19 protein-coding genes are annotated in these 19,526 nt (G+C 62.1%); 10 read left to right on the top strand and 9 right to left on the bottom strand.

All coding sequences use genetic code 11. From position 1 onward, the window contains the following. Positions 1 to 25: 25 nt before the first annotated feature. Entirely contained in the window at positions 26 to 1,417 is a 1,392-nt protein-coding gene (locus NCCP436_RS04335) for an MBL fold metallo-hydrolase RNA specificity domain-containing protein (protein WP_220802572.1), read from the bottom strand. Positions 1,418 to 1,541: 124 nt separating this feature from the next. On the opposite strand from NCCP436_RS04335, the gene NCCP436_RS04330 reads away from it, so the two are divergent. Then, a complete protein-coding gene (locus tag NCCP436_RS04330) occupies positions 1,542 to 3,944 on the top strand; it encodes a xylulose 5-phosphate 3-epimerase (protein WP_220802571.1) in 2,403 nt (800 codons plus the stop codon). A 19-nt stretch (positions 3,945 to 3,963) separates the two neighbouring features. Here NCCP436_RS04330 and NCCP436_RS04325 read toward each other — a convergent pair whose 3' ends face one another. Continuing rightward, positions 3,964 to 4,365: a quorum-sensing-regulated virulence factor family protein gene (locus tag NCCP436_RS04325; RefSeq protein ID WP_220802570.1), complete on the bottom strand. Its 402-nt coding sequence runs from the start codon at positions 4,363 to 4,365 to the stop codon at positions 3,964 to 3,966. Between the two features lie 202 nt (positions 4,366 to 4,567). Between NCCP436_RS04325 and NCCP436_RS04320 the strand changes: the two genes are divergently transcribed. Beyond that, entirely contained in the window at positions 4,568 to 5,290 is a 723-nt protein-coding gene (locus NCCP436_RS04320) for a tRNA-uridine aminocarboxypropyltransferase (protein ID WP_220802569.1), read from the top strand. Here NCCP436_RS04320 and NCCP436_RS04315 read toward each other — a convergent pair. Beyond that, on the bottom strand, positions 5,250 to 6,176 hold the full coding sequence (locus NCCP436_RS04315; protein ID WP_220802568.1) for a DMT family transporter: 927 nt from the start codon (positions 6,174 to 6,176) through the stop codon (positions 5,250 to 5,252). The two genes, NCCP436_RS04320 and NCCP436_RS04315, sit on opposite strands and share 41 nt — an antisense overlap. 203 nt (positions 6,177 to 6,379) lie before the next feature. Here NCCP436_RS04315 and erdR point away from each other — a divergent pair, with 203 nt between their 5' ends. Beyond that, entirely contained in the window at positions 6,380 to 7,030 is a 651-nt protein-coding gene (erdR, locus tag NCCP436_RS04310; protein ID WP_220802567.1) for a response regulator transcription factor ErdR, read from the top strand. Positions 7,031 to 7,042: 12 nt separating this feature from the next. Here the strand turns inward: erdR and NCCP436_RS04305 are convergent, their stop codons facing one another. Then, positions 7,043 to 7,969 (bottom strand): LysR family transcriptional regulator, encoded by a 927-nt coding sequence (locus NCCP436_RS04305; protein WP_220802566.1) that lies wholly within the window; start codon positions 7,967 to 7,969, stop codon positions 7,043 to 7,045. A 114-nt stretch (positions 7,970 to 8,083) separates the two neighbouring features. On the opposite strand from NCCP436_RS04305, the gene fpr reads away from it, so the two are divergent. Continuing rightward, positions 8,084 to 8,863 carry a ferredoxin-NADP reductase gene (gene fpr, locus NCCP436_RS04300; RefSeq protein ID WP_220802565.1) on the top strand — a complete coding sequence of 260 codons (780 nt, stop codon included), beginning with the start codon at positions 8,084 to 8,086 and terminating at the stop codon, positions 8,861 to 8,863. A gap of 71 nt (positions 8,864 to 8,934) precedes the next feature. Here the strand turns inward: fpr and NCCP436_RS04295 are convergent, their stop codons facing one another. The 3 genes from NCCP436_RS04295 to NCCP436_RS04285 are packed head-to-tail and all read right to left on the bottom strand — an operon-like array spanning position 8,935 to position 11,241. Further along, a complete protein-coding gene (locus NCCP436_RS04295; RefSeq protein WP_220802564.1) occupies positions 8,935 to 9,492 on the bottom strand; it encodes a peptidylprolyl isomerase in 558 nt (185 codons plus the stop codon). Positions 9,493 to 9,497: 5 nt separating this feature from the next. Next, a complete protein-coding gene (locus NCCP436_RS04290; protein WP_220802563.1) occupies positions 9,498 to 10,304 on the bottom strand; it encodes an alpha/beta fold hydrolase in 807 nt (268 codons plus the stop codon). A 10-nt stretch (positions 10,305 to 10,314) separates the two neighbouring features. After that, entirely contained in the window at positions 10,315 to 11,241 is a 927-nt protein-coding gene (locus NCCP436_RS04285) for a LysR family transcriptional regulator (protein WP_220802562.1), read from the bottom strand. Positions 11,242 to 11,349: 108 nt separating this feature from the next. Here NCCP436_RS04285 and NCCP436_RS04280 point away from each other — a divergent pair, with 108 nt between their 5' ends. From NCCP436_RS04280 to NCCP436_RS04260, 5 genes are all read left to right on the top strand, one after another. Further along, positions 11,350 to 11,664: a 3-phosphoglycerate kinase gene (locus tag NCCP436_RS04280; RefSeq protein ID WP_220802561.1), complete on the top strand. Its 315-nt coding sequence runs from the start codon at positions 11,350 to 11,352 to the stop codon at positions 11,662 to 11,664. Between the two features lie 132 nt (positions 11,665 to 11,796). After that, a complete protein-coding gene (locus NCCP436_RS04275) occupies positions 11,797 to 12,396 on the top strand; it encodes an FMN-dependent NADH-azoreductase (protein ID WP_220802560.1) in 600 nt (199 codons plus the stop codon). Positions 12,397 to 12,583: 187 nt separating this feature from the next. Beyond that, a complete protein-coding gene (locus tag NCCP436_RS04270) occupies positions 12,584 to 13,456 on the top strand; it encodes a carboxylate/amino acid/amine transporter (protein WP_220802559.1) in 873 nt (290 codons plus the stop codon). Further along, positions 13,456 to 14,367 (top strand): EamA family transporter RarD, encoded by a 912-nt coding sequence (gene rarD, locus NCCP436_RS04265; protein ID WP_220802558.1) that lies wholly within the window; start codon positions 13,456 to 13,458, stop codon positions 14,365 to 14,367. The genes NCCP436_RS04270 and rarD overlap by 1 nt, the downstream gene beginning before the upstream one ends. Before the next feature lie 184 nt (positions 14,368 to 14,551). Beyond that, entirely contained in the window at positions 14,552 to 15,877 is a 1,326-nt protein-coding gene (locus tag NCCP436_RS04260) for a DEAD/DEAH box helicase (RefSeq protein WP_220802557.1), read from the top strand. 102 nt (positions 15,878 to 15,979) lie between these two features. Here NCCP436_RS04260 and NCCP436_RS04255 read toward each other — a convergent pair whose 3' ends face one another. Further along, a complete protein-coding gene (locus NCCP436_RS04255) occupies positions 15,980 to 17,833 on the bottom strand; it encodes an ABC transporter ATP-binding protein (RefSeq protein WP_220802556.1) in 1,854 nt (617 codons plus the stop codon). 45 nt (positions 17,834 to 17,878) lie between these two features. Beyond that, positions 17,879 to 18,946 (bottom strand): metal-dependent hydrolase, encoded by a 1,068-nt coding sequence (locus NCCP436_RS04250; RefSeq protein WP_220802555.1) that lies wholly within the window; start codon positions 18,944 to 18,946, stop codon positions 17,879 to 17,881. Positions 18,947 to 19,074: 128 nt separating this feature from the next. Here NCCP436_RS04250 and arfB point away from each other — a divergent pair, with 128 nt between their 5' ends. Then, positions 19,075 to 19,488 (top strand): alternative ribosome rescue aminoacyl-tRNA hydrolase ArfB, encoded by a 414-nt coding sequence (gene arfB / locus NCCP436_RS04245; RefSeq protein WP_220802554.1) that lies wholly within the window; start codon positions 19,075 to 19,077, stop codon positions 19,486 to 19,488. The last annotated feature ends 38 nt before the right edge of the window (positions 19,489 to 19,526 follow it).

The following is a 19,526-nucleotide window of genomic DNA, read 5'->3' as shown; positions in this document are numbered from 1 at the left end:
AGCTGCGGACGTATCCGGCGTTGCTTTAGAGGGCGATGCGTTCGCCCGGCTCGGGAATGTGTGCGTGCCAGTCGAAGCGTTTGCGCAGCGCTTCCTGCAGAGCCTGCATCTTCTCCAGTTCGCCATGCACCAGATGAAGCTCCGGGCGGTGGGCGAAGTTGCCCGCCCACTCCAGCAGTTGCGACTGGCCGGCATGGGCGGAAAAGCCGCCGAGAGTGTGAACCGTGGCCTTCACGGCGATGCGCTGGTGCAGCACCTTGACCATGTCGGCGCCATCGACTATCTGCCGGCCCAGGGTGCCCCGAGCCTGGAACCCCGGGAAGATCAGGTGGCAGTTCTCGCGCCAGAGGTTGTGCTTGAAATGGTGGACGATACGCCCGCCGTTGCACATGCCGGCGCCGGCGATGATGATCGCGCCGCTCCTGATCCGGTTGATCGCCATCGAATCCTCGGCGGTCGGTGTGCAGCGCAGGACCGGCAGCCAGTCCTCGATCCGCCGAACGCACCTGGCCGCAAGGGCCGCTCGATCCTGCTCGGCGAACTGGTGATGGAAATGGCTGTAGATGGCGTTGGCGCGAATGGCCATCGGGCTGTCGAGGAACACGGCCTGCTGGGGCAGTCGGCCTTCCTGGTAGAAGCGACCGAGGTAGTAGATCAGATCCTGGCTGCGCCCCACTGCGAACGAGGGGATCAGCACGTTGCCGCCTTCCTCGTGCGCCTGCTGCAGGATTGCCGCCAGTTGCTCCAGTGTGTCCTCGCTGCTGCGGTGGTCGCGGTCGCCGTAAGTGGACTCCATCAGCACTACATCAGCTTCGCTCAGACGTGCCGGGGGCTGCATCAACGGCGAGCAGGTGTTGCCAAGGTCACCGGAGAATACCAGGCGACGGTCGTCTACCTGTAATTCCACGATGGCCGAGCCGAGAATGTGCCCGGCGTTGTGCAAGGTCAGCCGCACTCCGGGTGCCACTTCCTGCGTTTTGCCATAAGCCAGGGGCTGCCGCTGGCTGAGTGCCTGCTCGGCATGGGCGGTAGTGTACAGTGGGGTAATCGCTGGTTTGCCTTGGCGGGCTCGCCAGCGGTTCTCCCATTCGGCGTCCTTTTCCTGGAGAAAAGCCGAGTCGAGCAGCATCAGCTCAAGCAGCTCGCAACTGGCCTCGGTGGCATGGATCGGCCCGCGATAACCTTCTGCTGCCAGGCGCGGTAGCAGACCGCTGTGGTCGAGGTGGGCGTGGGAGATGACCACTGCGTCCAACTCACGCGGGGCGAAGGGAAAGGAAGACCGGTTGAGTTCCTGCTGTTCGCGGCGGCCCTGATGCATGCCGCACTCCAGCAGCACCTTGGCACCCTGGCGGCTTTCGATCAGATAGCAGGAACCAGTGACCTGCTGGACAGCGCCAATAAAGGTAAGCAAGGCCATATAGGTATCCTTGTCATGAGTAAGCTGTGAGTCTGCTGCATCAGGGACCGGGAGGTCTTGATGCAGGTCAGGAGCTACTTTTTTCGGCAGGCTAGACTAGCAGGGATTGTTCAGGAGAGTGCCGATGACCCAGCTACTGCCCGATGTCGCCACCTTGGCCCGTCATGCTCAGGATTGTCCCGAGTTTGCCTTGTGGCAACGAGGCCATGGCCCCGTTCAGCATAGTCCGCAGAGTGCGGCGGCGGTTTACCGCCTTGCTCATCAGCTGGTGCAGGGAGGCCGGCAGCCGGATCTGCCTAGTGTCTATCGACTGTTGCGGGCGCTGGATGTATTGACGGCGGCCGGGCTCTGGCTGGTGGTGCACATGACCTATGCGCAGCGCGTTCGCCTCGACGGCAAGCCACTACAGCCCGAAGACTTCAAGGAGATTCCCGAGGGGCACACTGGCGGGGCGCTGAACATGGTACCGGCCTATGCCGGCTACCTGGCGCTCAATGCCCTGACCGGTGAGACCCGTGGCTGGCTGATGGGGCAAGGGCACTGCGTGGCCGCTATAGAGGCGCTCAACCTGCTGACTGCCAACCAGCATCCGGAGCAGGTCGCCCGCTACAGTTGTGACGAGGCCGGTATGAGTCGCCTGGTGGCGGACTTCTACAGCTACGCTCAGGCGCCTGACGGCAGCGCCGGCGTGCCGCTGGGCAGTCATGTCAACCCGCATACTGCCGGCGGCATTGCCGAAGGCGGCTACCTGGGCTTTGCCGAGTTGCAGTATGCCCATCTGCCGTTGCCGGGGGAAAAGCTCGTGGCTTTCCTTTCCGATGGAGCTGCAGAGGAGCAGCGGGGCAGCGACTGGATGCCCCGCTGGTGGCGGGCCGAGGACTGCGGCGTGGCGCTGCCGGTAATGATCGCCAACGGCCGACGTATTGAACAGCGTACCGAGCTGGGCACTCTGGAAGGGGTGGAAGGCTTCCGCCGCCACCTGCGTGGCTGCGGTTTCGATCCGCTGACCTTCGATGGGCGCGACCCGGCCGCGTTCGTCTGTGCCCTGTGGGAAATGGAGCAGCGCCTGGAGCGGAGAGTCGACGAGTTGAATCGGCAATTGCTCAGCTACCCACTGCCGATACCCTACGGCATTGCTGAAACGGTCAAGGGCTATGGCTTCTACGGCGCAGGCAGTAATGCTGCTCACAACCTGCCGCTTCCGGCCAGCCCGGCGAATAATGCGCAGGCGCGGGAGCTGTTCAACCAGCATGCTGCTGCCCTGTGGGTGGAGCCGCAGGTTTTGGCCGAGGCCTGCCAGATGTTTTCCGCTCGCTCGGCTCGTTTGCCGGAGCGGGACAACCCGTTGGCTGTGCGACAGCCGCCGCTGCCGGTACAGCCGGAGCTGCATTTCCATGACTTGCGCTGCTCACCGATGAGCGCGCTGGATCGCTATTTTGTCGATCTGGTGCGGGCCAACCCGCAGTTGCGGCCCCGGGTTGGCAATCCGGACGAACTGGCCAGTAACCGCCTCAGTGGTGTGCTGGCGGCCCTGCGTCACCGGGTTTGCGAGCCGGAGAGCGAACTGGAGTCGGTGCATGGTGCGGTGATCACGGCGCTCAACGAAGAAGCGGTGGTCTCTGCCTGTCTGGCCAACCAGGCTGGCCTGAATCTGGTGGCCAGCTATGAGGCTTTCTGCGTAAAGATGCTGGGTGCGGTGCGCCAGAGCCTGATATTCGCCCGCCAGCAGAAAGAGGCGGGACGCCCGGCAGGATGGCTGGGCTGGCCGCTGGTGGCCACATCGCACACCTGGGAGAACGGCAAGAATCAGCAGTCGCATCAGGACACCACCTTCTGCGAAGCCCTGCTTGGTGAAATGCACGATGTCATGCGGGTGCTGCTGCCGGCCGATCATAACTCGCTGCTGGCGCTGCTGCCCGGCATCTACGAGGAGCGTGGCCGGCTGGCCTGTCTGGTGGTGGCCAAGCGTGAGCAGCCGGCCTTCTTCAGTGCCGATCAGGCCCGGCAACTGGCTCGCGATGGCGCGCTGCTGATTGATGGGTATGGCGAGGGCGAGCCGTTGCTGCTGGTCGCCAGTGGCAGCTACCAGTTGAGTGAGATGTGTCGGGCTGCTGCCCGTTTGACTGAGCAGGGGGTGTCCTGGCGACTGGTCTACCTGCAGGAGCCCGGGCGCTTCCGCCAGCCGCGCGACAGCTGGGAGGCAGCCAGCCTGGCCTCCGCCCAGCAGTGCGAAGCACTGTTCCCGGAAGCTTGGCCGAAGCGTGTACTGCTGACTCACATGCGTCCGGAAGTGGCTGCCGGACATCTGGCAGCAGTGCTGGGCAATGCCGACAATTGCCGTGTACTGGGCTATCGCAACCGCGGCGGTACCTTCGACGAAGCCGGCATGCTGTTCGCCAATGGCTGCAGTTGGGCGCATGTGCTGCAGCATGCCGCCGAGCTGCTGGGCGTTGCCGTGGAGGCATGGTTAAGCGCTGAAGAATGTGCTGCCCTGGCAGGGCAGGGCGATCCGCGCGTCCTGCGCTGAAGAGGGAGGGGCTGCGACCTTAGAGGCCGCAGTCGCTGCGCTCGAATACTTCCACGGTGACCGGGCGGTTGCTGCGGTATTCGCTGAACTGGTAGCGCAGCTGAGCTCCCTGGCTTAGCAGGTTGCGATAGCCCGGGTTGCTGCAGACACTGGCGGCCAGCTGCGCACGCACTGCGTCAGGATGGCCGCGCATCTGTGCGGCGTGAGCTTCGCGCACGCTCAGATGGTTGACCAGGGTATGCCCTTCGACGGTATAGCCCTGATCGAGAATATCCTCGTTGATTGCTCGCGGCGTACCTTCACTGCTTTGCCGGGCCACCTGCTCCAGGGTGCGGGTCAGCTCCAGCTCTTTTAGTGAAGCGGCCTGGGCTGCCGGAAGCAGAAGGCTGCACAGGAGAGCGGGAAGAATGTAGCGCTGCATGTCATCGGACTCCGGAAAAGATGGACGAGGGTTGGACAGGGCCGTAGGGTGATTGTTTCGTCTCCGCTGTCGATGCACGAGCCGTGTTGCCGCCGGCTCGGCGCGATGGCCGGGCAGCAGTCTAGCGCTTTTCCGGGTGGAGGCCAGCGGCAACCGGGCGCAGGGTGATAGACTGGGCGCCCGTCTGCAGCCGCCGTTCCCGATGACCCAGCCAGTCCCCCATGCCGTCGCCCGTCTGCGCGCAGAGCGCCTGGCGCGCAGCCTGAAACCCTTTGTCGCCCGCGGTTCCCGGGCCGAGCGCTGTCCGCATTGCCGGATTCAGCCGAGTCACTGCCTGTGTGCCTGGCGCCCGCGGGTGTCGAGCACGGTAGGAGTGTGCCTGCTGATGCACGACATCGAGGCGCTCAAGCCCAGCAATACCGGCTGGCTGATTGCCGACGTGATCGCAGCGACCCATGCCTTCGGCTGGGCGCGCACAGCGGTCGATCCGGCGCTGCTGGAGCTACTGGGTGATCCGCAGTGGCAGCCCTACCTGGTTTTTCCGGGTGAATACGCCTCGCCTTCGCGGGTAGTGGAGACGGTAGCGCCGCAGCCCGGGCGCAAGCCGCTGTTCGTACTGCTCGATGCCACCTGGACAGAGGCGCGCAAGATGTTCCGCAAGAGTCCTTATCTGGACTCGCTACCGGTGCTTAGTCTGACGCCGGCGCAACTGTCACGCTATCGTCTGCGACGCTCCACCCGTGGTGAGCATTTGTGCACCGCCGAGGTGGCGGCGTTGTGCCTGGAGCTGGCCGGCGACAGCCATGCCGGTGCAGCGCTGGATGACTACCTGGATGCTTTCAGTCAGCACTACCTGGCGGCCAAGCGGCGTCTGCCACTGGATCTCAGCGACGCGCTGCATCAGCGTCTGCAGCTTTACCGCTGAGTACTTTGGCCGCAGGATTTGGCCACAGTTGGGCCAGCAGCATGCCGGCGAACATCAGTGCGCAGCCCAGGTAGCCGCGCATCGGCAGCGATTCGCCGAGCAGCCAGGCGCCGGCGATAGCGGCAAACACCGCTTCCAGCGATAGGATGATGGCCGCATGTGAGGCGATCGCGTGTTGCTGGGCGATGACTTGTAGGGTAAAGCCGATTGCAACTCCAAAGATGCCGCCATAAAGGATGGCCGGAGCTGCGGCGAGAATGCCGTCGAGCGTTGTGCTTTCAAGCAGTAGCGCCAACGCCAGGCTCACCACTGCACAGGTGATGAACTGAACCAGTGCCAGGCGCAGTGGATCGTGTCGGCTGGCGAAGAAGCCCACCAGCAGCACATGGAGGCCCCAGACGAAGGCGCCAGCCAGTTGCAGCCAGTCACCGGAGGCTACCGTGAAGCCTTCACCGACACTGAGCAGGAACATGCCGACCACGGCCAGGCTGGCGCCCAGCCAGATTCCCAGGCCGCTGCGCTGGCCAATGAACAGACCGAGCAGCGGCACCACGATCACGTACAGCCCAGTGATGAAGCCGGAGTTGGTGACCGTGGTGAACAGCAGGCCGACCTGCTGCAGGTTGATCCCGATGGCCAAGGCCAGACCCATGATGATGCCTCCCAGCAGCAGGCCGCGGCTGGGCGCCGGGCGCGGCTGCCGACTGCCGCGCTGCATCAGCAGGATAACTGGGATCAGTACCAGGCTGGCGAGCGCGAAACGCAGTCCGGAATAAAGGAACGGACCGATGTTCTCCATACCCAGTTGCTGGGCGACGAAGACGCTGCCCCAGATCATCGCGGTGATCAGCATCAGCAGGTCGGCTCGCAGGGCTTGGCTTGGCATTGCAATCTCTCGACGGATAAAGCAGCGCATCGTGCCGCAAAGCATTGAGCTTGACCACCCCGGCATCGCTCGGCATGCTGGGCGCCGCCATCGATCCGTGTGGGGCACCTGCGGTTTCAACGAGCGGGCCTGAACGGATAGCGGGCAACCCGAGCACTGCCATACTCACTCCAGTGCATTGATAACAAAAACAGGATCCGCCAATGGCCGCATACGAAATCCTGATTGCCGATGATCACCCTCTGTTTCGCAGTGCCCTGCAACAGGCCCTGACCTTGGGGTTGGGGCCCCAGGTACGGCTGGTGGAAGCCGCCAGCATCGCTGAACTGGAGGCCTGCCTGGCCGATAAGAGCGACTGGGATCTGGTACTGCTGGATCTGAATATGCCCGGCGCCTATGGCTTTTCCGGGCTTGTGCTGTTGCGCGGACAGTATCCGCAGATCCCGGTGGTAATGATTTCTGCCCAGGAAGAAGCCTCGGTAGTCAATCGTTCCCGCGAGTTCGGTGCCAGTGGCTTCATTCCCAAGTCAAGCTCACTGGAAGTGATCCAGCAGGCGGTTCGCCAGGTTCTCGACGGTGACACCTGGTGGCCGCAGTCGGCTGAGGAGAGCCCGCCAGTGTCGGATGAGGCGCTGGCTGCCAGTGCCGGGTTGGCCAGCCTGACACCGCAGCAGTTTCGGGTGTTGACCATGGTCTGCGAAGGCCTGCTGAACAAACAGATTGCCTACGAGCTGAGCGTTTCCGAGGCGACCGTCAAGGCTCATGTCACGGCGATCTTCCGAAAGCTAGGGGTGCGCACACGAACCCAGGCAGCCCTTCTGCTCCAGCAGATGGAGTCGATTCCCTCCCAGTGAGCGAGAGGTGCCTCAGACTACCGGGGGCAGAACGATCTGGTCGCTGCGGCTGACCCCGGCAGTCAGAGCCCGGCAGCGTTCGAGGAATTCGCGCATGGCCGAGGTTCGGTATTTCTGCCGATGCCAGATGAAGTAGAACTGCCGGCGCAGATCCAGTTCGGGTGTGCTCACTGGTACCAGGCTACCGCGGCGGAAGGCATCGCGCAGGGCCAGGCGGGAAATACAGCTGATCCCCAGACCGGATTCCACTGCACGCTTGATGGCCTCAGTGTGTTCCAGCTCCAGGCGGATATTCAGACCATAGGGATGATGGCGCATGGCCTGGTCGAAGGTCAGGCGCGTACCCGAGCCCTGCTCGCGCAGAATCCAGGCCTCCCGGGCGAGTTCCTCCAGTGTGGCGGTGCCCCGGCTGGCCAGCGGATGCTGGGGGGCGCAGAACACTGTCAGCTCGTCTTCTACCCAGGGCTGCACCTCGATGTCCGGATGCTGGCAATCACCTTCGATTAGACCCAGATCAAGTTCGTAATGGGCGATCTGGTGGACGATGTGTGCGGTGTTGCGAACATGCAGGCTGACCCGGCATTCGGGATGTGCCTGCATGAACTCGCCGATCAGCAGCGTCGCCAGGTAGTTGCCTACGGTCAGGGTCGCCCCCAGGTTGAGCGAGCCGAAGCTGCTCTTGCCGCCCAGCAGGCGCTCGATTTCCCGGGCCTGGTCGAGCAGGGCCACGGCCTGTGGCAGCAACTGGTGGCCGAGCGCGTTGAGGCTCAGGCGCTTGCCGACACGGTCGAACAGCAGGCAGTTGGACTGGCGCTCCAGTTCGGTCAGCGCGGTGCTGGTGGCCGACTGTGACAGTGCGAGGGATTCGGCCGCACGGGAAACGCTTTCTTGCTGTGCCACGGCGACGAACACCTGGAGCTGTCTGAGAGTAAATCGCATATCGATATAACCGATAACCTATATCGTGATAACCCACTTAACAGATATTGTCGGTGCAATTAGAATGCCGCGCAATCGCGCCTACCGGTGCCCGAGCTTTCCGAGGAAGTCATCATGAGCAATATGAACGTCGAGCGTGTGCTCAGCGTCCACCACTGGAACGATACCCTGTTCAGCTTCAAGTGCACCCGCGACCCGGGCCTGCGCTTCGAGAACGGCCAGTTCGTGATGATCGGTCTGCGCCAGCCTGATGGCCGCCCGCTGATGCGTGCGTATTCCATTGCCAGCCCGAATTGGGAAGAAACTCTTGAGTTCTTCAGCATCAAGGTGCCGGACGGCCCGCTGACTTCGCAGTTGCAGCACCTGAAGGAAGGCGACGAGATCATCATCAGCAAGAAGCCCACCGGCACTTTGGTGCTCGACGATCTCAACCCGGGCAAGCACCTGTACCTGCTGAGCACCGGCACCGGCTTGGCGCCCTTCATGAGCGTGATTCAGGATCCGGAAACCTATGAGCGCTTCGAGAAGGTGATCCTGGTGCACGGCGTACGCTACGTAAACGAAGTGGCCTATCGCGAGTTCATCACCGAGCATCTGCCGAAGAACGAATACTTTGGCGACGCGGTGAAGGAAAAGCTGATCTACTATCCGACCGTGACCCGCGAGCCGTTCGAAAACCAGGGCCGTCTGACCGACCTGATGCGTAGCGGCAAGCTGTTCGAGGACATTGGTCTGCCACCCATTAATCCGCAGGACGATCGGGCGATGATCTGTGGTAGCCCGAGCATGCTGGAAGAGACCAGCCAGGTGCTCGACAGCTTCGGCCTGAAAATCTCCCCGCGCATGCGTGAGCCGGGCGACTACCTGATCGAGCGCGCCTTCGTCGAGAAGTGAGCCCGGTTTTGCCGTAGCACTGGCCTAAACGAAAAAGCCGACCATTAAGGTCGGCTTTTTTGCTTCCGGTATTACTCTACCCGCTTGGCTTCGAGAATCAGCACCGGCTCGCGTGGCACGTCACGATGCATGCCGTAGGTACCGGTGGGAACCTGGGCGATCCGGTCAACCACATCCATGCCGCGTATCACCTTGCCAAAAACGGCATAGCCAAAGTCGCGGCTACCGTGGTCGAGGAAGGCATTGTCCTTGTGGTTGATGAAGAATTGGCTGGTGGCTGAGTCGCGTACCTGGGTGCGGGCCATGGCCAGGGTGCCACGAACGTTATGCAGGCCGTTATCGGCCTCGTTCTTGATCGGAGCATCGGTTTCCTTCTGCCGCATGTTCGCGTCGAAACCTCCGCCCTGGATCATGAAACCGGGGATCACGCGGTGGAACTGGGTGCCGGCATAGAAGCCGCTGTCCACGTACTTGAGAAAGTTCTGCGTGCTGATCGGTGCCTTGTCGGCGGCCAGTTCCACTTCCACTTCGCCGAGGCTGGTGGTCAGCAGCACTCTGGGGTTATCGGCCGCCAGCAGGGTGGTCGAGAGCAGCAGGGCGCCAGTGGCAATCGCGAGTTGCTTGAGCATGATGGTCAGTTTTCCTTGTTGGCAGTGATTTCGAGCCCGCCGAGAAAGGCGAGCAGGGCGCTATTGAAGCGTTCCGGTTGATCCAGCGGTGTGGCGTGGCGCGAATTTTCGATCACCAGCAAGCGCGCGTTTGGCAGTCTCGTCACGTACTCGCGCTTGCGCTCGACCGGGGTGTAATCACGGTCGGCGCTGATCACCAGAGTAGGACAGGTGATGCGCTGCAGGTGTTCCTGCACGCTCCAGCCGATGATGGCGTCAAGGCTGGCCAGGTAGGCGCGCTTGTCGTTCTGTGGCCAGCGTTGTTCTACCTTGCGACGCAGTTCGGCCTGCTCGGGATGGGGGAACAGCAACTTGCCGAGCGCACGGGCCAGGGTTTCCAGGCTCATTACGCGGGCCAGAATTCGCCGTCGGGAAATTTCCAGATGTTCGCGCAGTTTGCGGGCCCTGACTTCGGGGGCGCTGTTGACCACGCTCAAGCTGCGTAGCAGCTCCGGGTGATCGACTGCAAGCTGGAAGGCGATCATGCCGCCCATGGATATGCCGAGCAGATGCACGGGGGGCAGTTGCAGGTGTTTGATCAGGGCGGCTGCATCGGCGGCAAAGGTGGCGATGCGGTAAGCGCCGCGCGGTTTGTCCGAGTGTCCGTGGCCGCGCACGTCGAGAGCGATGACCCGGTAGTGATGGCTGAACACCGGAATCTGGTATTCCCAGTCGCGGATGCTTGAGCCCAATCCGTGGAGCAGCAGGAGCGGTTCGCCTTGACCCTGTTCCTGATAGTGCAGGCGGCAGCCATCGTGGTCGAAATAGGGCATGGTGCGCGGCTCAGATGGAGGACTGCGGAGCGGCGAAGGGAACATCCAGCAGCGTGCCATCGAAGCTCTTGATCAGCTCGATGAGTATCTGCGTAGCCGGGCCGAGCACGCGATCCTTGTTGCTGTAGAGGAAGAAGCGCGGCCGGCGGACGGCCCCCTGTGCTATCGGCAGGGGCTTGAGCAGGCCTTCCTGCAGTTCCCGGGCGATCAGGTGGCTCGGCAGCCAGGCAAAGCCCAGGCCATTGCTGACAAAGGTACGCGCGGTGGGCAGGCTGCCGACGGTCCAGCGCTGTTCGGCACCGAGCCAGCCGGCGTCGCGTGGCTGCAGACGGCCGCTATCGCGCGTGACCACCTGCATCTGGCTTTCCAGATCCTGGAAGCTCAGCTCGCGCTGCAGGCGGTGCAGCGGGTGTTCGGGATGGGCGACAGCGATGAATTCCACCTCGCTCAGTTCGATACCGAGGTGGCCGGTAATATTCAGGGCACTGATGGCCAGATCCGCAGTACCTTCGAGCAGAACTTCCTCGACCCCGGAAAGCACCTCTTCGCGTAGGCGCACACGGCATCCGCGGCTCTGCGGCATGAAGGCACTGAGGGCTCGGACAATGTTGGCAGTAGGGTAGGCGGCGTCCACCACCAGCCGGACTTCCGCTTCCCAGCCTTGCTCCATGTGGTGTGCCAGGTCTTCCAGTTGACTGGCCTGTTTGACCAGATGCCGCGAGCGACGTAGCAGCACTTCGCCAGCCTCGGTGAGTACAGCCTTGCGTCCGTCGATACGCAGAAGCGGAACGCCTAGCTGCTCCTGCATGCGCGCCACGGTGTAGCTGACAGAGGATTGAGAGCGATGCAGGACTTCGGCGGCCTGGGCGAAACCGCCCTGATCCACCACGGCTTGCAGGGTTCGCCATTGATCCAGGGTTACGCGAGGTGCCTTCATCTCATTTTCCTGCCTGCATGGAGAGTCCCGATGCTCGGGCTGCCTGCCACTGCCTCGTCGCCGGGGCAGACGGCCTGTTACACTGGTGCCTCGCGGAGGAGAGCACTGATGAAAAAAATAATCTGCCTGTTGTTCGCCTGTCTGCCTCTGGGGGCCTATGCCTACCCGATCGAACTGGAGCGGCAGCTCAATGGCGCCGAACTGTCGGCCACGACCCAGGAGATAGACCACAACATCGCTGCTCTGCGGCTATATAACTATGGCCAGAGCGCTGCGGAATGCACAGCCATATTCCGCAACGGTCCGGAAGCGCCGCGAACCCGCCGGGCAGTGCTGGAAGCGGGGGCCAGCAGCAATATGGTGGTCAAGTTCACTCGCAGTGTGATTCGTCTGCGCATCAGTCTGGAGTGTGGCCTGAAGTAGGTACAGCCTAGTTCTGGGGAGCTGACAAATCAACTTGTTCGATAGATTTAGGCGAAAAGTTTCGCTTTTTTATCGAGTATTAAGACTTTAGCCTTGGCTCCATTGATCCCTTTCATCAATGGAGTCCTGACTATGTCCCGTGTCTTGGTTATTGAAAGCAGTGCCCGTCAACAGGGTTCGGTTTCACGCGAGCTGACCCGTCAATTCATCACCAACTGGCAGGCCGCGAACCCTGCCGATCAGATCCAGCTGCGTGACCTGGCCGCTGAGCCGGTGCCGCACCTGGACGCCACTCTGCTCGGAGGCTGGATGACCCCCAGCGAGCAGCAGAGTGAGGCTGAGAAGGCGGCGCTGGCACGCTCCAATCAGCTTACCGAGGAGCTGCTGGTGGCTGATGTGCTGGTGCTGGCCGCGCCCATGTACAACTTTTCCATTCCCAGCACGCTGAAGGCCTGGCTGGATCATGTACTGCGTGCCGGCATTACCTTCAAGTACACGGAGACCGGCCCGCAGGGGCTGCTGAACGGCAAGCGCGCTTTCGTTCTGACAGCCCGTGGTGGTATCTACGCTGGCAGTGCGCTGGATCATCAGGAACCCTACTTGCGCCAGGCTCTGGCCTTCATCGGCATCCATGACGTGCAGTTCATCCATGCCGAAGGGCTGAACATGGGCGGTGAGTTCAGTGAGAAGGGGCTGGCCCAGGCCCGTGCTCGACTGGCCGAGGTGGCCTGAGTCTGCGTTACGGCAGGCGTGCCTCCGTTTTCATTCGCAGGCCTGCCCGGTCGCTGCAACACGCACCGGATCGACATGAGCGTGCCCGTTGGCGACGGACTTGCCGAACGGGCCGTCCCTGATGCCTGCTGTCGATTGTGTGCCTGTGACGAACGCGCTAAGGTCGCCGCCAGTCTCCGAGGTGACCATGCGCTATCTCCTGATCGTTACACTGCTATGGGCCTTTTCCTTCAGCCTTATCGGCGAGTACCTGGCTGGCCAGGTTGACAGCTACTTTGCGGTGCTGACGCGCATCGTCATTGCCGGCTTGCTGTTCCTGCCTCTGACGCGCTGGCGAGGTCATCCGGCGGCCTTCGTCCGAGGCATGCTGCTGATCGGTGCGCTGCAGTTCGGCATCACTTATGTTTGTTTGTACCTGAGCTTCTCAGTGCTGACCGTCCCGGAGGTGCTGCTATTCACCATCCTCACGCCTCTGCACGTGACCTTGATCGAGGATGCGCTCAATCGCCACTTCAATCCCTGGTCGCTGCTGGCGGCGACCGTAGCAGTGCTGGGGGCCGGCATCATTCGTTATGACGGTATCAGCAGCGGCTTTCTGCTGGGCTTCTTGCTGCTGCAACTGGCCAACTTCACCTTTGCTGCCGGGCAGGTGCTGTACAAGCATCTGTTGAGTTGGTACCCCTCGTCAGAGCCGCAGTATCGCCGTTTCGGATTCTTCTATCTGGGCGCGCTCTTGATCGCTTTGCCGGCCTACCTGCTGCTTGGTGACGAACAGCGAATGCCAAGCTCCGCGCTGCAGTGGGGGGTGCTGCTCTGGCTCGGGATAGTGGCCTCTGGGCTGGGACTGTATTGGTGGAACCGGGGGGGCAGTCTGGTCGACGGTGGCACTCTGGCGGTCATGAATAATGCACTGGTTCCGGCCGGGTTGCTGGTCAACCTGTTGATCTGGAATCGGGATGCCGATCTACTGCGTCTGGCCATTGGTGGCGCAGTGATCATTCTGTCTTTGCCGCTGGTGCATCTGGGGCGCAAGCCATCGTCGATTGCAGGAGTACGCTGATGCAACTGTCCGGGCGTGGTGTAGCCCTTTCCGTTGGTGCTTCACTGCTGTTTGCCACCATGCCCGGCTATGTTCGCTGGCTGACGCCGCTTGATGGTGTGCAGGTGTTCGCCCAACGTGTGCTCTGGTCGATTCCGCTGGTACTTCTGCTGGTGCTGCTGGCCCGACAGACGACGCAGTTGCGCGAAAGTTTCCGGCGACTGGCGCGTGAGCCGCTGCTGCTGGCGGCCTGTCCGGTGGCGGCTGCTCTGATCGGTCTGCAGTGGGGGCTGTTCGTCTGGGCGCCGTTGACCGGTCACATGCTGGAAGTTTCCATGGGCTACTTCCTGCTGCCGTTGGCTATGGTGCTGACCGGCCGACTGTTTTATGGCGAGCGTCTGCGTCCGCTGCAGACGCTGGCAGTCACGTGTGCGGCGCTTGGCGTGCTGCATGAGCTGTGGCGTACCCAGGCGTTTTCCTGGCTGACTCTGGTTACCGCACTGGGCTACCCACCTTACTTCATGCTGCGGCGCTGGATGCGTCTGGATGCGCTGTCGGGTTTTACCCTGGAAATGCTGATGCTGGCCCCGCTGGCGATCTGGCTGGTTCTGGCATTCGGCCCGGAGAATGCCTTTGCCGAACGTTCTGTGCTCTGGCTGCTGGTGCCTGGCATGGCGCTGATCGGCACTCTGGCGTTTGCGGCCTATATGGCTTCCAGTCGACTGCTGCCGCTGGGGCTGTTCGGCATTCTCAGCTACCTGGAGCCTGTGCTGCTGTTCGCTGTGTCACTGCTGGTGCTGGGCGAGGCGTTTGATGCCGGGCAATGGCTGACCTATTTGCCGATTTGGGCGGCTGTGCTGCTGGTGGGCTGGGATAGCGCCCGGCTTTTGCAAAAGCAACGGGGGAGCGGAGCAGGTCGTGTCGGTGGGTAGCACTTCGGCCGGTTCAGCTCCTTATGCCGGATCGGCGAGTATGAGGCTCATGCCAGGGTTTCCCTGGCAGTAGCGACTTGTCGCAGGCGGGGCTCCGGGCGCAGGACATGCAAAGATGCTCGGTTCCGGCAGCAGAAACCGTTAGGCTATGCAGCGTTTTTTCGATTCTTCGAGGTGTATCCCCGTGTTTGCCCAATTCGCCCTGCATGAACGCCTGCTCAAGGCCGTGGCCGAACTTGATTTCGTCGAGCCGACTCCGGTGCAGCTGGCGGCGATTCCGCCGGCGCTGGAGGGCCGGGATCTACGGGTGATTGCCCGCACCGGAAGCGGCAAGACCGCCGCTTTTGTGTTGCCGCTGCTGCATCGCCTGCTCGGTGATGGCAATGCCCGTAAGCGCTTGAGCATTCGCGCACTGATCCTACTGCCGACCCGTGAACTGGCGCAGCAGACCCTGAAGGAAGTGGAGCGTTTTGCTCAGTACACCTTCCTTAAGGCCGGGCTGGTCACCGGAGGGGAGGACTTCAAGGTGCAGGCGGCACTGATGCGCAAGATCGACATCCTGATCGGTACTCCCGGTCGTCTGATCGAACATGCCGATGCGGGCAACCTGCCTCTGGATGAAGTGGAGGTGTTGGTATTCGACGAGGCCGATCGCATGCTGGACATGGGCTTTGCCGAGGATGCCCAGCGCCTGGCCGACGCCTGCAGGCCGCACCAGACGCTGCTGTTCTCCGCCACCACTGGCGGCAGCGCTCTGCGCGCGATGGTTGCCCAGGTACTGAAGGATCCGCAGCACCTGATGCTCAACAGTGTCAGCGAGCTTAATGAGGGTACCCGTCAGCAAATCATCACAGCCGACCATAACCATCACAAGGAGCAGATGGTCGAGTGGCTGTTGAGTCACGAGCAGTACGACAAAGCCATCGTTTTCACCAATACCCGGGCCCAGGCCGACCGGCTCTACGGCAAGTTGGTGACTGCCGGCATGAAGGCCTTCGTGCTGCATGGCGATAAGGATCAGAAGGACCGCAAGCTGGCCATCGAGCGTCTGCGCCAGGGAGCGGTGCGGGTGCTGGTAGCTACCGATGTGGCCGCGCGCGGGCTGGATGTTGAAGGGCTGGATCTGGTGATCAACTTCGACATGCCGCGTTCGGGAGACGAATACGTGCACCGCATCGGCCGTACCGGCCGGGCGGGTGCCGAGGGCCTGGCGGTGTCGCTGATTGCTCATAGCGAATGGAACCTGATGTCCAGTATCGAGCGTTACCTCAAGCAGCGCTTTGAGCGGCGTGTCATCAAGGAGCTGAAGGGTTTCTATCAGGGGCCGAAGAACCTCAAGGCATCGGGCAAGGCAGCTGGTAGCAAGAAGAAAAAGACTGACAAGAAAGACCCGAAGAAGGCCGCCGCGCCTAAGCGCAAGGCCGGCCCACGCCCGGCCGGCAAGCCTTCCGCGCTGGTCAGCGCCGATGGCAGCGCGCCGCTCAGGCGCAAGAAGCCGGCGGCGGAGTAACGGAGTAGGGTGGACGGTGCTTCATCCGTCCATTGCTCTGTTCGCAATGGTGGATGAAAAGAGCGTCATCCACTCTATACCTGCGGGAGGCGCTTCAGTGGCTCAGGCTTCTCCCTCAGGATCTTCAATCCCGACGAAACCGCCGGTCTGGTGCCGCCAGAGACGTGCATACAGACTGCCACGGGCTATCAGCTCGGCGTGGCTGCCGCTTTCGATTACCTGCCCCTGATCGATCACCACCAGTCGGTCCATGCGGGCGATGGTCGACAGGCGGTGGGCGATGGCGATCACCGTTTTGCCTTCCATCAGGCTGTCCAGGCTTTCCTGAATGGCTGCTTCGACTTCGGAGTCCAGCGCCGAAGTCGCTTCATCCAGCACCAGGATCGGGGCGTTCTTCAGTAGCACCCGGGCGATGGCGATACGCTGGCGCTGGCCGCCCGAGAGCTTGACCCCGCGCTCGCCCACTTGGGCGTCCAGGCCACGGCCACCCTGGCCATCGTCCAGTTGCCGGATGAAGGTGTCGGCGCGGGCCTTGCGGGCGGCCTCCCAGAGCTCCTCGTCGGTGGCACCGGGTTTGCCGTAGAGCAGATTGTCGCGGATCGATCGGTGCAGCAACGCGGTGTCCTGGGTGACCACGCCGATGTGCGCGCGCAGACTTTCCTGAGTCACCGTGGCAATATCCTGGTTGTCGATCAGAATGCGTCCGCCCTCCAGGTCGTAGAGGCGCAGCAGCAGGTTGACCAGGGTTGACTTGCCGGCACCGGACGGGCCAACCAGGCCGATCTTCTCGCCTGCACGGATAGCCAGGCTGAGATCGCTGATCACCCCATCCTGCTTGCCGTAGTGAAAGCGGATGTTCTCCAGGCGAACCGTGCCTTGGCTCACCTGCAATGCTTGAGCGTCCTCGCGGTCGCACACCTTGCGTGGGCGTGCGATGGTTTGCATGCCGTCCTGTACGGTGCCGACGTTCTCGAAGATGCCGTTGACGACCCACATGATCCATTCGGCCATGTTGTTGATGCGGATGACCAGACCAAGCGCCAGGGCAATGGCACCGGTGTTGATCAGTGCCTGACTCCACAACCACAGAGCCAGGGCGCCAGTGCCGACGATCAGCGCGCCATTGAAGCTGGTAATGAGGAAGTCCAGAACCGTGATGGTACGGGACTGCAGACGGAATTTATCCAGCAAATCCTGCATGGCTTCGCGGGTGTAGCTTTCTTCCTTCCGGGAATGGGCGAACAGCTTGAGGGTGGCGATGTTGCTGTAGCCGTCGACTACCCGGCCCATCACCCGCGAGCGTGCCGCTGAGGCCGCTGCTGAGCGTGACTTGATGCGCGGCACGAAATACCACAGTGCCGCGCAGTAGCCGAGGATCCACAGTCCCAGCGGCAGTACCAGACGCAGATCGGCCTCAGCGAACAGGTACAGGGCGCTGCCGGCGTACACCAGTACGTGCCAGAGTGCATCTATCACCTGCATGGCCGAGTCGCGCAGTGCCGGACCGGTCTGCATTACCCGTTGGGCGACTCGGCCGGCAAAATCGCTGTGGAAGAAGCCCAGACTCTGCTTGAGGACGTAGCGATGGTTCTGCCAGCGGATCAGGTTGGTCAGACCCGGGGTGATTGTCTGATGGATCAGCAGGTTGTGCAGGCCGAACAGCAGTGGCCGAATCAGCAGTGCCACTAGGAGCATCCAGAGCAGTTCGCTGCGGTGTTCGGTGAAGAAACTGGCGGCGTCACTACTGGCCTGGGCCATGTCGATCAGTCGGCCAAGAAAGCTGAATAGGGCCACTTCGATTACGGCGACAAAGAAGCCGACTACCAGTACCAACAGCACCAGCGGCCAGACCTGTTTCAGATAGTGGCCGTAGAACCGCAGCATGCTCGTCGGCGGAGTTACGTCTGGCGCGGGTTTGAATACGTCGATCAGCGATTCGAAATAGCGGAACAGCATGGCGGGGCATCCTGCCTCGGCTATGGGATGCCCATGTTAACCTCGCTAGTGGGAGTGAGTCTCAATTGATAAAGGTTTTTTCAATTCGCTGGCCCAGGCCAGTAGCGGAACTTTCAGTTCCGGCTGCCAGATGCGCTTTAAGAGCAATATCAGTTGCTGTGGCTCACCACGTTCGAAGGGGAGGCGTTCGACTGCCGCGGCGTTCTGCCAGCGGCCATCGTGGAATCGGGCAAAAACGAAGCGGAAGGGATGGAAACCGGTCATGCCCAGGCGCAGATCCGTGGCGATCAGCTTGTCGCCAACTCGGTCGTAACGCAGTACTCCGCCGCTAAACCAGTCCAGGCGTGCATGCATGGGCGAATCGGCCAGCGCTTCGCGTAGGTGCAGGCCACGGGGCAGGCGCAGCAGCTGCGGGGGTTGACGGTCGAACCAGCCGACCAGAGTCTCGTGATAGTACTCGCCGTCGAGCACGATCACCCGCCAGAGCAGGGTATTGAATGGTGTGGGAGTGACGAACAACTGCTCGGCCTGGATGCCCAGGCGTGCCAGCTCGCGTTCGACACGCTGCTCGGCCATGAACTTGCCGGCTAGACTGAAGCAGATGTACAGCGTCGACAGTGCCAGGGCCGCAGCAGGCACTCGCCAGGCCTGCTCGCCGCGTAGCCCCCGGGCCAGGCCGATAACTACAGCCAGCAGCAGTGGCAGGGTGTACAGCGGGTCGATGATGAACAGGCTCGACCAGGCTGTTGGTGTAGGGGGCAGCGGCCAGAACAGTTGGGTGCCATAACTGGTGAAGGCATCCAGCAGGGGGTGGGTGATCAGCACCAGCCAGAGTGTCAGGAGCAATCGCCCACTTGAGTAACCAGGGTGAGGACGCCAGCGCCTGGCCATCCAGGTCAGCAGCAGAGCCAGACCACTGAGGACGAACAGCGAATGGCTGAAACCCCGGTGATAGGTCATATTTGCCACGGCGTCGCCGTATTCGATGACCACGTCGAGATCCGGCACGGTAGCCAGCAGAGCGCCGTAGAGTAGGGCCTTGCGTCCTTGCCAGCGACCGAGCAGCGCGCCCTGGATGCTGGCACCAAGCACTGCCTGAGTAATGGAGTCCATGAAGAATTTCCGCAGCGAAACGAAGCGCTAAGTTAGCCGAGCCGGATTGGCGGTGCCGCGATGAAATTTCAAGCAAAGATTACAGGCAGCGGTATGCTTGGTTTTCTGCGGTATCTGAGGTCATTTGCATGCTGATCGTTTCTGACAGTGTCCGACTACCGCTCGAAGAAATCGAGCTGACGGCCATCCGGGCACAGGGTAGCGGTGGACAGAACGTCAACAAGGTCGCCAGCGCAGTACATCTGCGTTTTGACAGCCAGGCCTCGTCTCTGCCTGCATTTTACAAGGAGCGTTTGTTGGCGTTGGCTGACAGCCGGATCACCGCTGCCGGCGTGGTGATTATCAAGGCTCAGCAATTTCGCACCCAGGAGCAGAATCGCCTGGAGGCACTGGAGCGCTTGGCCGGGCTGATTCGGCAAGTCGGCCGCGTGGAGCGCAAGCGTCGTCCTACCAAACCCACTCTTGGCTCGAAAAAGCGCCGGCTCGCTGACAAGAGCCGGCGGGGAGCGATTAAGGCCGGGCGGGGGCGGGTGGATTTCTAAACTCTGGCGTGGTGGGATCGTGCGATCTGTACCTGCAA

The organism is Pseudomonas sp. NCCP-436 (genome assembly GCF_019656335.1).
Lineage (GTDB): Bacteria > Pseudomonadota > Gammaproteobacteria > Pseudomonadales > Pseudomonadaceae > Aquipseudomonas.
Note: the sequence above shows the minus strand (reverse complement) of the source record. Positions and strands in the feature narration are given on the sequence as shown.

Coding starts and splice junctions, on each gene's coding strand:
- NCCP436_RS04330 (WP_220802571.1), top strand. CDS start 1,542: ATGACCCAGCTACTGCCCGATGTCGCCACCTTGGCCCGTCATGCTCAG.
- NCCP436_RS04250 (WP_220802555.1), bottom strand. CDS start 18,946: ATGGACTCCATTACTCAGGCAGTGCTTGGTGCCAGCATCCAGGGCGCG.
- NCCP436_RS04270 (WP_220802559.1), top strand. CDS start 12,584: ATGCGCTATCTCCTGATCGTTACACTGCTATGGGCCTTTTCCTTCAGC.
- NCCP436_RS04255 (WP_220802556.1), bottom strand. CDS start 17,833: ATGCTGTTCCGCTATTTCGAATCGCTGATCGACGTATTCAAACCCGCG.
- NCCP436_RS04315 (WP_220802568.1), bottom strand. CDS start 6,176: ATGCCAAGCCAAGCCCTGCGAGCCGACCTGCTGATGCTGATCACCGCG.
- NCCP436_RS04290 (WP_220802563.1), bottom strand. CDS start 10,304: ATGCCCTATTTCGACCACGATGGCTGCCGCCTGCACTATCAGGAACAG.
- NCCP436_RS04280 (WP_220802561.1), top strand. CDS start 11,350: ATGAAAAAAATAATCTGCCTGTTGTTCGCCTGTCTGCCTCTGGGGGCC.
- erdR (WP_220802567.1), top strand. CDS start 6,380: ATGGCCGCATACGAAATCCTGATTGCCGATGATCACCCTCTGTTTCGC.
- NCCP436_RS04320 (WP_220802569.1), top strand. CDS start 4,568: ATGACCCAGCCAGTCCCCCATGCCGTCGCCCGTCTGCGCGCAGAGCGC.
- rarD (WP_220802558.1), top strand. CDS start 13,456: ATGCAACTGTCCGGGCGTGGTGTAGCCCTTTCCGTTGGTGCTTCACTG.
- arfB (WP_220802554.1), top strand. CDS start 19,075: ATGCTGATCGTTTCTGACAGTGTCCGACTACCGCTCGAAGAAATCGAG.
- NCCP436_RS04275 (WP_220802560.1), top strand. CDS start 11,797: ATGTCCCGTGTCTTGGTTATTGAAAGCAGTGCCCGTCAACAGGGTTCG.
- NCCP436_RS04285 (WP_220802562.1), bottom strand. CDS start 11,241: ATGAAGGCACCTCGCGTAACCCTGGATCAATGGCGAACCCTGCAAGCC.
- NCCP436_RS04325 (WP_220802570.1), bottom strand. CDS start 4,365: ATGCAGCGCTACATTCTTCCCGCTCTCCTGTGCAGCCTTCTGCTTCCG.
- NCCP436_RS04305 (WP_220802566.1), bottom strand. CDS start 7,969: ATGCGATTTACTCTCAGACAGCTCCAGGTGTTCGTCGCCGTGGCACAG.
- fpr (WP_220802565.1), top strand. CDS start 8,084: ATGAGCAATATGAACGTCGAGCGTGTGCTCAGCGTCCACCACTGGAAC.
- NCCP436_RS04335 (WP_220802572.1), bottom strand. CDS start 1,417: ATGGCCTTGCTTACCTTTATTGGCGCTGTCCAGCAGGTCACTGGTTCC.
- NCCP436_RS04295 (WP_220802564.1), bottom strand. CDS start 9,492: ATGCTCAAGCAACTCGCGATTGCCACTGGCGCCCTGCTGCTCTCGACC.